This window comes from Bradyrhizobium altum (genome assembly GCF_020889705.1).
In the GTDB taxonomy this organism is placed as follows: domain Bacteria; phylum Pseudomonadota; class Alphaproteobacteria; order Rhizobiales; family Xanthobacteraceae; genus Bradyrhizobium; species Bradyrhizobium altum.
This window is the reverse complement of record NZ_JACMYP010000102.1, coordinates 18,319-28,640: the sequence shown is the minus strand read 5'-3', so window position 1 is coordinate 28,640 and position 10,322 is coordinate 18,319. Positions and strand designations below refer to the sequence as shown.

Sequence of the window (10,322 nt, the reverse complement as noted above, 5' to 3'; positions counted from 1 at the left end):
CGCCGCAGCAAGTGTAGTGAATGGGACTCGTCGTTCCAACAATATCATTTTGTGGTTATGGGTCCCGGCCTTCGCCGGGACGACGGCGAATGCGTGGCGCGATCTGATGGGTTTCGCTGCGCTCTACCCATCCTACAATTCTGCGGGGCTCTCACACCACCGGCTTGACGCCGGGCAGTGCCTGGACAATGTCGCGGAAGGCGGTGCCGCGGATTTCGAAATTGCGGTACTGGTCGAACGAGGCGCAGGCCGGCGTCAGCAGCACAACGGCTTCGCCAAGTCCCGACGCTTCCGCATCGCGCGCGGCGCTGGCGATCGCGACGTCGAGCGTGCCGGACATCTCGTGCGGGACGCGGTCACCGAGCGTGCCGGAGAATTCTTGCGCCGCCTCGCCGATCAGATAGGCCTTGCGGATGCGCGGGAAATATTCCGTGAGGCCCGTGATGCCGCCGGCCTTCGGCTTGCCGCCGGCGATCCAGTAGATGTCGGCGAACGACGACAGCGCATGCGCGGCCGCGTCCGCGTTGGTGCCCTTGGAGTCGTTGACGAACAGCACGTTGCCGCGGCGGCCGACCTGCTCCATGCGGTGCGCCAGACCCGGGAAGCTGCGCAGGGCATTCTGCAACACGTCAGTCGCGATCCCCATCGCCAGCGCGCAGGCCGAGGCGCAAGCGGCGTTCTGCGCATTGTGCAGGCCGCGCAGCGAACCGATGCCGCCGAGACGCGCCACCTCGCTGCGCGCCGCGCCCGATGCGCGCACGATGGCCTCGTGCTCCACATAAAGACCGTCGGGCAGCGGGTTCTTCACCGAGATGCGCACCACGCGCTTGCCGGCGCGATCGAGCCGGTCGGCGATGTCGCGGCACCAGCCGTCGTCGACGCCGACGATCGCGGTGCCGCCCTGCTGCACGCCGGCAACCAGCCGCTCCTTGACCGCGGCGTAATGCGCCAGCGTGCCGTGGCGATCGATGTGGTCCTCGCTGATGTTGATGAGGATGCCGACCGAGGGATCGAGCGACGGCGCGAGGTCGATCTGGTAGGACGACATCTCGATCACATGGACGCGGCCCATGCGCGGCGGCTCCAGCGACAGGATCGCGGTGCCGATATTGCCGCCCATCTGGGTGTCGTAGCCGGCGACCTTCATCAGATGCGCGATCAGCGCGGTCGTGGTCGACTTGCCGTTGGTGCCGGTGATGGCGACGAATGGCGCGTTCGGCGCATGGCGGCGCCGCTCGCGGCAGAACAATTCGACGTCGCCGATCACCTCGCAGCCCGCCTCGCGCGCCTTCAACACGCTCCAGTGCGGCGCCGGATGGGTCAGCGGCGCGCCGGGGGTCAGGATCAGCGCAGCGAAATTCGCCCACGACACGCTGCGCAGATCAGCCGTGGTGAAGCCGGCTTGCGCCGCCTTGGCGACGTTGTCGGCATTGTCGTCGGCCGCGATCACTTCCGCGCCACCGGTCCTCAGCGCCTGGCAGCTCGCAAGCCCGGAGCCGCCGAGCCCGAACACCGCGACCGTTTTGCCCGAGAAGGAGGTGACCGGGATCATGATTATCTCCCTGTCATTCCGGAAACCGCGCAGCGGTTATCCGGAATCTCGAGATTCCGGGTTCTCGCTACGCGAGCCCCGGAATGACGGTGGATGGGATGAGACATCATCAGCGCAACTTCAACGTCGAGAGGCCGGCAAGCGCCAGCATCACCGAGATGATCCAGAACCGGATCACGATCTGCGGCTCGGTCCACCCCTTCTGCTCGAAGTGATGGTGCAGCGGCGCCATCCGGAACACGCGTTTTCCCGTGAGCTTGAACGAGGTGACCTGCACGATGACCGAGACCGCCTCAAGCACGAACAGGCCGCCGATCACGGCGAGCACGATCTCGTGCTTCACCGCAACCGCGGTGGCCCCCAACATGCCGCCGAGCGCGAGCGAGCCGGTGTCACCCATGAAGATCGAGGCCGGCGGCGCGTTGAACCAGAGGAAGCCGAGACCTGCGCCAAGTACCGCGCCGCATAGCACCGCCAGTTCGCCGGTGCCGGCGACGTAATTGATCTGCAGGTAATCCGAGAACACCGCGTTGCCGGTCAGATACGAGATCATGCCGAAGCTCGCGGCCGCGATCATGACCGGCACGATGGCAAGGCCGTCGAGGCCGTCGGTGAGATTCACCGCGTTGCCGGCGCCGACCATCACGAAGGCACCGAAGATCACGAAGAACCAGCCGAAATTGATCACGAGGTCCTTGAAGAACGGAATCACGAGCGAGGTCGAGGACACGTCGCGCCCGAGCCGGACCAGCGCGTAGGTGGCGGCGAGCCCGATCACCGCCTCGATCAGGAGCCGCAGCTTGCCGGCGAAGCCGGAGTGTGACTGCTTTGTGACCTTCAGATAATCGTCATAGAAGCCGACGAAGCCGAAGCCGAGCGTCACCGCCAGCACGATCCAGACATAGGGATTGAGCGGGTTGGCCCAGAGCAGCGTCGACACCACGAGCCCGGACAGGATCATCAGCCCGCCCATCGTGGGCGTGCCCTTCTTGGAGATCAAATGCGACTGCGGACCATCGGTGCGGATCGGCTGGCCCTTGCCCTGCCGCAACCGCAAATGATCGATGATCCAGGGCCCGAACAGGAACACGAACAGCGCACCGGTCACCATCGCGCCGCCGGTGCGGAACGTGATGTAGCGGAACACGTTCAGCGCGCTGCGGAATGGCCCAAACCCCGGAACGGTGTTGGACAGTTCGATCAACCAGTAGAACATTCAAAGAGTCCTATACCGCTTCTTCGTGCGCGGCCTTGTCGGGGAAGCGTTTTTCCAGCGCGCTGACAATGAGCTTCATCTTCGATCCCAGCGAGCCCTTCACCATGATCACGTCACCGGCACGGACCGCGGCAACCGCCTGCGCTTCGAGCGCCGCCGAACTCTCGGCATAGCCTCCCCGCTTGCCGGTGGAAAGGGCATCCCACAGATTCCGCATCAGCGGACCACAACAATATACGAGGTCGATGCGGTTGGCGGTCACGGCTTCGTTGAGGCCGCGGTGCAGGTCGGGCCCGGTCGGCCCGAGCTCGAGCATGTCGCCGAGCACGGCGATCCGGCGGCCATGCGGTCCGGTCGGGGCCTGGCCGAGCACGTTGAGCGCGGCGCCCATCGAGGCCGGGTTGGCGTTGTAGCTCTCGTCGATCAACGTCGCCTCGCCATGACCGACCTCGAGCGTGCGGCGAAGACCGCGGCCGGTCGGCGCCTCGAGCTGCGACAGCGACAGCGCCGCGCGCGCGATATCGGCACCGAGCAGCGAGGCGCCTGCGAGCACCGCGAGCGAGTTCATCGCCATGTGGCGGCCGGGCATGCCGATCTTGTAGGTGATGTCGTGGTCGAGGATATCGGCATGCACCGCCGAGCAGGTCGCGTGCAGCGAGAGGTCGATCAGCCGCGCCTCGGCGCGCTTGTCGGTGCCGAACGAGACGATGCGCGAGATGCCGGCCTTCTTCGCCTGCTTTTGCAGCCGCGCGAATTGCCCGTTATCGCGGTTGAGCACCACCGCGCCATTGGGCTCCAGCCCGGCGAAGATCTCCGCCTTGGCATCGGCGATCGCCTCGATGCCGGCGAAGAATTCCAGATGCACCGGCTCGATCGTGGTGATGACGGCAACATGCGGCCGCACCATCTTGACCAGCGGCGTGATCTCGCCGGCATGGTTCATGCCGATCTCGAACACCGCAAAGCGCGTGCTCGCCGGGCAGCGCGCCAGCGACAGCGGCACGCCCCAGTGATTGTTGAACGACGCCACCGACGCGTGGGTCTCGCCCTGCGCCGACAGCACACGCCGCAGCGCCTCCTTGGTCGAGGTCTTGCCGACCGAACCTGTCACCGCGACGATCTGCGCCTTGAGCCGCGCCCGCGAGGCATGCGCGAGCTCGACGAGGCCGGCGAGCACGTCGTCGACCACGAGCAGCGGCGCGTCGGCGGGAAATTTGTCGCGCTGCGCGGTCTCGACCACGGCGAGCCCGGCGCCAGCCTTCAGCGCCGCCGCGACGAAGGCATGGCCGTCATGGATGTCGCCCTTGATCGCGAAATACGCGTCGCCCGGCGCGATGGTGCGGCTGTCGATCGAGAGTCCCGTGACCCCGTCTGGCAGCGTGCCTTGCGTGGCGGCGCGCATCGCCGTCGCCATCGCATCCGAGGTCCACAACATCGTGCTCATGCGCCCTCCTCGGCCAATGCACTCGCGACCGCTTCATGATCGCTGAACGGCAGCGTCGTGTTGCCGACGATCTGCCCGACCTCATGGCCCTTGCCGGCCACGACCAACGCATCGCCCGGCTCGAGGCCGGCGATCCCGGCGCGGATCGCCGCGGCGCGGTCGCCGATCTCGCGCGCGCCTTTCGCGGTCGCCATGATCGCGGCGCGGATCGCCTCGGGCTTCTCGCTGCGCGGATTGTCGTCGGTGACGATGATCTGATCGGCATTCTCGGCGGCGATCGCGCCCATGATCGGACGCTTGCCGGCGTCGCGGTCGCCGCCGGCGCCGAAGATCACGACCAGCCTGCGCTTCGCATAGGGCCGCAGCGCCTGCAGCGCCTTGGCGAGCGCATCGGGCTTGTGGGCATAGTCGACGAAGATCGGCGCGCCATTGTGCTCGCCGACGAATTCGAGCCGGCCCTTGGCGCCTTCGAGATGTTCGAGCATGCCGAACACGTCATCGGCGGCGCTGCCGGTACCGATCGCAAGGCCGGCGGCAACCAGCGCATTCTCGATCTGGAATTCGCCGACCAGCGGCAGCCGGATCGCGTGCTTGCGGCCGCGGTGCTCGATCACGAGCTTCTGGGCAAAACCTTCGATCGCAGCGCCGGTGAGCTTGATGCCCTCGCTTGCGTCGGCATTGCGGCCGACCGTGATGACGCGCAGGCCCCGCGCCCGCGCCGCATCGATCACCTCTCGCGAGCAGTCGTGATCGGCCGAGATCACGGCAGAGCCGCCGTCAGCGACGAGATCGCGGAACAGGCGGAGCTTTGCATTCAGGTAATGCGCGACATCGGGATGATAATCCATGTGGTCGCGCGACAGATTGGTGAAGCCGCCGGCGGCGATGCGCACGCCGTCGAGCCGATACTGGTCGAGGCCGTGCGAAGAAGCCTCGAAGGCGAGATGCGTGACGCCGTCGCGCGTGATCTCGTCGAGTTGGCGATGCAGCGCGATCGGATCGGGCGTGGTCAGCGAGCCGTAGACGATGCGCTTGTCCGAGACGAGACCGATGGTGCCGATGCTCGCGGAGGAGTGACCGAGCCGCTGCCAGATCTGGCGCGTGAATGCCGCGACCGAGGTCTTGCCGCTGGTGCCGGTCACCGCCGCGATCGTCGCGGGCTGACGCGGATAGAATTTCGCGGCGGCGAGCGCCAGCGCACGGCGCGGATTCGGCGTGATGACGAACGGAGCACGGCCGTGGCCTTGCGGCAGATGGTCGCTGGCGACCGCGACTGCGCCCGCGGCAATCGCCGCATCGACGAAGCGCGCGCCGTCGGTCCTGCTGCCGGCCAGCGCGAAGAACAGGTCGCCCGGCTTCACCGCACGGCTGTCGACCGCAAGCCCTCCGACAACGATCGCGTCGGCACTTGGATCGATCGTGGCATCGGCGCTGAAGAGGTCGCGAAGTCTCATGATCTTCCAGTCTGGCCGGCGCCGTTCTGGCGCCGCGTGATGATACGCCTTACTGGGTTGTTCTGGATGCCGCAAGAATAAGGCGGTCGGACGGCGGCAGGTCGAAACGCGGTTCAACGCCTAAAAGCGGCGCAATTCGGGCGATCACGTTGCCGCCGGTCGGCACCGCATTCCAGCCCGAGGTGATGAAACCGTGTGTTTCCGGCGTCGTCTGCGGCTCGTCCAGCATAATCAGAATCTGGTACTTCGGATCGTCGGCCGGCATGATCGCGGTGAAGGAGTTGAGCACCCGCTTCTTGGCATAGCGGCCGTTGATCACCTTCTCCGACGTGCCGGTCTTGCCGCCGACATAGTAGCCCTTGACGTCGGCGGTCTTGGCGGTGCCGATCTCGGCGTTGAGCCGCATCAGATAGCGCATCTTGTCCGAGGTCTCGGGCTTGATGACCCGCTTCGCCAGCGCCATCGCTTCTTGCTCGGTGCGCTTCATAAAGGTCGGCGGAATCAAATAGCCGCCGTTGACCAGCGCGTTGATGCCCATCACCGCCTGCAGGGGCGCCACCGACAGGCCCTGGCCGAACGCGATGGTCACCGTGTTCAGTTCGCCCCAGCGGCGCGGCACCAACGGGGCCGCGCTCTCCGGCAACTCGGTGCGCAGCCGGGTCAACTGGCCCATCTTGGCCAGGAAGGCCTTGTGCGCCTCGACGCCCTGGCCGAGCGCGATCCGCGCGGCGCCGATATTGGACGAGTAGGTGAACACTTCCTTGGTGTTGATGAAACGTCCGAGCGTGTGGCTGTCATGGATCGTGAACTTGCCGTAGTGCAGGTTCCCGCGCGCATCCCACATCGAGTTCAGATTGATCTTGCCGCTATCCAGCGCCATCGCCAGCGTGAACGCCTTGAAGGTCGAGCCCATCTCGTAGACGCCGGTGGTCAGGCGGTTGATGCGATCAGGATCGTGCGCTTCCTTCGGATTGTTCGGATCGAAATCCGGCAGCGACACCATCGCCACGATCTCGCCGGTGCGCACGTTGGAGACGAGGCCGGAGGCGGCCTTGGCCTTGAACTTCTCCTTCGCCTTGATCAGTTCGTCGCGCAGCGCATGCTCGACGCGCAGGTCGATCGACAATTCGACCGGCTTCTGCAGCCGGTCGGTGGCGAAGCCCGCGCGATGCAGATCGGCCAGACCGTTATTGTCCAGCCACTTCTCCATGCCGGCGATGCCCTGGTTGTCGATGTTGACGAGGCCGATCAGGTGGGCGACCTCGTTGCCGGTCGGATAGACGCGCTTGTTCTCGCGCAGGAAGCCGACGCCGGGAAGGCCGAGGCGATGGATGTCGAGCTGCTGCTTCGGCGTGATCTCGCGCTTGAGCCAAACAAAACCCTTGCGCGACGACAGACGGTCGCGCACTTCGCTGGTGTCGAGATCGGGCAAGGCCGCGGTCAAGAGCTCGATCGCCTCGTCCTTGTCGATGAGGCGGCGCGGCTCGGCGAACAGGCTCGGCGCCTTGACGTCGGTGGCGAGGATTTCGCCGTTGCGGTCGGTGATGTCGGGCCTGGCGGTGGCGATCGCGTCCTGCGAGGCGGTGCGCCGCGCGCCGTGGCTGTCGGCGCCGACGGCGAACAGCACCAGCCGGCCGGCCAGCACGCAATAGACCGCGGCAAAGGCGAGGATCGCAAGACCGACGCGCGCGCGCGCCTTCGCGGCGCGGTCGACATTGCTTCCGTACAGCAGCGTGCGGATCAGCCGCGTGCGCCAGGGTTCAGCGGATTTTGCGGCCGGCTTGCTGGCGGGTGCCGGATCGGTCATGGCAGGTCCCGTCATTGCTGATCTCCCCCGCCCTGCTCGGAATCTTCTGCGGGCGCAGGCTGGTCGGCGGCCGGCTGGTCGGTCGCCGGCTTGTCAATCGATCCGGTCGTGCTGTCGGGCGCGGCGGCGGCCTCGATGGTGTCGATCATCGCGCCGATCGGATCGCGCGAACCGGGCCGCGTGAAGTTCGGCGGCCGCTCCGGCAGGTTCTTCAGGGAATCGTACTGGTTGGCGTTGACCGGTTTCAGCGGCAGATGCCGTTCGGCAAGCCCCTGCAGCCGCAGCGGCGCGTCGAGCTTGGCCCACTGCGCGCGCAAGGTGGCGATCGCGTTGCGCTGCTCGCGGATCTCGGCATTGAGCTGCAGCACGCGTTCGACGCGCGCGGTCGATTCCATCTTGATGCGGTAGACATAGGATGCCGCGAAGATCAGCATGCCGATGACGAGGAGATGGAGGAGACGCATCGTCAGCCTCCCCGCTTCAGGTCGGACAGACGCGGCCACGACGGCAGGTCGTCGTCTGCATGCGCCGGCGCCGCGGTGCGCTCGGCTGCGCGCAGCTTGGCCGACCGGGCGCGCGGATTGGCCGATATCTCCGCCTCGCCGGGTGTCACCGGCCGCTTGGTCAGGATCTGAAAGCTCGGCGCGGATTGCGCCACTTCAGGCCGATGCCGCGAGCCGCCGGAAACCTTGCCGCGTTCGGTGAGGAAATTCTTGACGATGCGGTCTTCCAGCGAATGGAACGAGACCACGGCAAGCCGCCCGCCCGGCTTCAGCACCCGCTCGGCCGCGGCCAGCGCCCGATGCAGCTCATCGAGCTCTTCATTGACGAAGATGCGCAGCGCCTGAAAGGTCCGCGTCGCCGGATGAATCTCGTTCGGCTTGGCGCGCACGACTTTCCCGACGATGTCGGCGAGCGCCTCGGTCGTGGTGATCGGCGCGTCCTTGCGCGCGGCGACGATGGCGCGCGCGACGCCGCGCGAATGGCGCTCCTCGCCGAAGATATAGATGATGTCGGCGAGCTGCTTCTCGGACGCGGTGGCGACCACATCGGCCGCGGTCGGACCGCTCTGCGCCATCCGCATGTCGAGCGGACCGCCCAAGCGGAACGAGAAGCCACGCTCGGCCTGGTCGAGCTGCATCGAGGAGACGCCGACATCCATCACGACGCCGTCGACCTGATCCACCCCCTGCGATGCGCAGACCTCGGCGAGATCAGAGAAGCGGTCCTCGACCAGCGTCAGCCGGCCCCCCGCGCCGTCGACCAGATCGAAGCCGCCTGTTATCGCGGTGCGGTCGCGGTCGATGCCGATGACGCGCGTATCGGGGACATCGAGAATCATGCGGCTGTAGCCGCCGGCGCCGAAGGTCGCGTCGACATAGATGCCGCCGGCGCGCGGCTCGAGATAGGCGACCGCCTCGCGGCCCAGCACGGAAATGTGACGGGGAGCACGCTCGCTCATGCGCCGCCCCCGGACAGGGCCGCGAAACTGGCATGCAAGCTGGCTGCGCGCCGACTCATTGCGTCTCGAATCCTCGCGCTGGTTGTTCCGGTAAAATGGCCGCTGTGTGATACCAGCGCCAACTCCCGTCCACGGCCGCAAATCCTGATATCCGACCGGAATTGGGAGGGTTTCCATGGGATTTCGCGCAACAGCGGACCTTGGCCGTCCCCCGAAACCGGTTCGGCACTTCACCTCTCAGTAACGGCACTTAACGTTAAGAAAACGTTGATGATCGGTTAGCGGAACCGCGCGACTTTGATCCGCATTCGAGTGATAGCCTCGGCCCTCGCTCCGGGCATCATTGCGCGGCTCATGGAGCAGACCCTGGAACCGGCAGGGCCGATTGCGCGGCCCTCACGGTAAAGGAATAGTAAACGCCTATTTGTTTATCCATATGTCAAAATGCCTTCTCCTGGTTCGGGTTTGAGTGATTCGTATGGCTTCTGGTTCGTCCTCGTCCGGCAACGCTGATTCGAAGCGTCAGCGCGTCCTTCCCGTTCCGAAGGGCGTGGCCGACGTGAAGACGTTCACGCCGGATTCCTCGATCGCCTCCGACGTGATCCCGTCGGTGAACTTCGGCGACCGCGCCAACAACCGGCAGCCCGACATGATCGTGCTGCACTACACCGGCATGCCCGATGTCGAGGGCGCGATCACCCAGCTCTGCACGGCCGGCACCGAGGTCTCGGCGCATTACATCGTGCTCGAGGACGGACGCATCGTGCAATGCGTGCCGGAGAGCAAGCGCGCCTGGCACGCCGGCGTCTCCGCCTGGGCCGGCGAGGACGACATCAATTCCTGCTCGATCGGCGTCGAGATCATCAATCGCGGCCACGATTGGGGCTATCCCGACTTCCCGCTGCGGCAGATCGCAGCCGTCATCGCGCTGTGCCGCGGCATCATGCTTCGCCGCAAGGTGGTCGCGCATCGCGTGCTCGGCCATTCCGACGTCGCGCCGGGGCGCAAGAAGGATCCCGGCGAGAAATTCCCCTGGCACTCGCTGGCCAATTCCGGCGTCGGGCATTGGGTGCAGCCGGCGCCGATCGTGCGCGGCGACGCGCTGCAGCTCGGTGCGATCAGCGACAGCGTCTCCAACATGCAGGCCGCGTTCCGGCGCTACGGCTACAACATCCCGACCAACGGCAAGTTCGACGGCCCGACCATGGAGGTCGTCACCGCCTTCCAGCGTCACTTCCGCCCCGAACGCGTCGACGGGATCGCCGACCGCTCCACCATGGCGACGCTGCACGCGCTGCTCGAGAGCCTGCCGCCGGATGCTGCGAGGTAGGCTCGGTCGTTCCATCGTCATTGCGAGGCGCGAAGCGACGAGGCAATCCACGTTTCG

The 10,322-nt window shown here is 66.3% G+C and carries 8 protein-coding genes; 1 reads left to right on the top strand and 7 read right to left on the bottom strand.

Features of this window, described 5'->3' with window-relative positions:
• Positions 1 to 151: 151 nt before the first annotated feature.
• The 7 genes from murD to rsmH form a co-directional block, all read right to left on the bottom strand.
• Positions 152 to 1,552, bottom strand: a complete 1,401-nt coding sequence (gene murD, locus H8B02_RS23670) for a UDP-N-acetylmuramoyl-L-alanine--D-glutamate ligase (protein WP_229168502.1) — start codon at positions 1,550 to 1,552, stop codon at positions 152 to 154.
• Positions 1,553 to 1,661: 109 nt separating this feature from the next.
• Positions 1,662 to 2,768: a phospho-N-acetylmuramoyl-pentapeptide-transferase gene (gene mraY / locus H8B02_RS23665; protein ID WP_229168501.1), complete on the bottom strand. Its 1,107-nt coding sequence runs from the start codon at positions 2,766 to 2,768 to the stop codon at positions 1,662 to 1,664.
• Positions 2,769 to 2,778: 10 nt separating this feature from the next.
• The gene (locus H8B02_RS23660) at positions 2,779 to 4,212 is read right to left on the bottom strand and encodes a UDP-N-acetylmuramoylalanyl-D-glutamyl-2,6-diaminopimelate--D-alanyl-D-alanine ligase (RefSeq protein WP_229168500.1); all 1,434 of its coding nucleotides are present in this window, start codon (positions 4,210 to 4,212) and stop codon (positions 2,779 to 2,781) included.
• On the bottom strand, positions 4,209 to 5,666 hold the full coding sequence (locus H8B02_RS23655) for a UDP-N-acetylmuramoyl-L-alanyl-D-glutamate--2,6-diaminopimelate ligase (protein ID WP_229168499.1): 1,458 nt from the start codon (positions 5,664 to 5,666) through the stop codon (positions 4,209 to 4,211). The genes H8B02_RS23660 and H8B02_RS23655 overlap by 4 nt, the downstream gene beginning before the upstream one ends.
• A gap of 49 nt (positions 5,667 to 5,715) precedes the next feature.
• Positions 5,716 to 7,473 carry a peptidoglycan D,D-transpeptidase FtsI family protein gene (locus H8B02_RS23650; protein ID WP_229168504.1) on the bottom strand — a complete coding sequence of 586 codons (1,758 nt, stop codon included), beginning with the start codon at positions 7,471 to 7,473 and terminating at the stop codon, positions 5,716 to 5,718.
• Positions 7,474 to 7,484: 11 nt separating this feature from the next.
• On the bottom strand, positions 7,485 to 7,937 hold the full coding sequence (ftsL, locus tag H8B02_RS23645; protein ID WP_229168498.1) for a cell division protein FtsL: 453 nt from the start codon (positions 7,935 to 7,937) through the stop codon (positions 7,485 to 7,487).
• A gap of 2 nt (positions 7,938 to 7,939) precedes the next feature.
• A complete protein-coding gene (rsmH, locus tag H8B02_RS23640; protein WP_229168497.1) occupies positions 7,940 to 8,935 on the bottom strand; it encodes a 16S rRNA (cytosine(1402)-N(4))-methyltransferase RsmH in 996 nt (331 codons plus the stop codon).
• Between the two features lie 478 nt (positions 8,936 to 9,413).
• Between rsmH and H8B02_RS23635 the strand changes: the two genes are divergently transcribed.
• Entirely contained in the window at positions 9,414 to 10,265 is an 852-nt protein-coding gene (locus H8B02_RS23635) for an N-acetylmuramoyl-L-alanine amidase (RefSeq protein WP_229168496.1), read from the top strand.
• Positions 10,266 to 10,322: the final 57 nt, after the last annotated feature.

Excerpts from the sequence above, each read along its gene's own strand:
- murD (WP_229168502.1), bottom strand. The coding sequence starts at position 1,552 with ATGATCCCGGTCACCTCCTTCTCGGGCAAAACGGTCGCGGTGTTCGGG.
- mraY (WP_229168501.1), bottom strand. The coding sequence starts at position 2,768 with ATGTTCTACTGGTTGATCGAACTGTCCAACACCGTTCCGGGGTTTGGG.
- H8B02_RS23660 (WP_229168500.1), bottom strand. The coding sequence starts at position 4,212 with ATGAGCACGATGTTGTGGACCTCGGATGCGATGGCGACGGCGATGCGC.
- H8B02_RS23655 (WP_229168499.1), bottom strand. The coding sequence starts at position 5,666 with ATGAGACTTCGCGACCTCTTCAGCGCCGATGCCACGATCGATCCAAGT.
- H8B02_RS23650 (WP_229168504.1), bottom strand. The coding sequence starts at position 7,473 with ATGACCGATCCGGCACCCGCCAGCAAGCCGGCCGCAAAATCCGCTGAA.
- ftsL (WP_229168498.1), bottom strand. The coding sequence starts at position 7,937 with ATGCGTCTCCTCCATCTCCTCGTCATCGGCATGCTGATCTTCGCGGCA.
- rsmH (WP_229168497.1), bottom strand. The coding sequence starts at position 8,935 with ATGAGCGAGCGTGCTCCCCGTCACATTTCCGTGCTGGGCCGCGAGGCG.
- H8B02_RS23635 (WP_229168496.1), top strand. The coding sequence starts at position 9,414 with ATGGCTTCTGGTTCGTCCTCGTCCGGCAACGCTGATTCGAAGCGTCAG.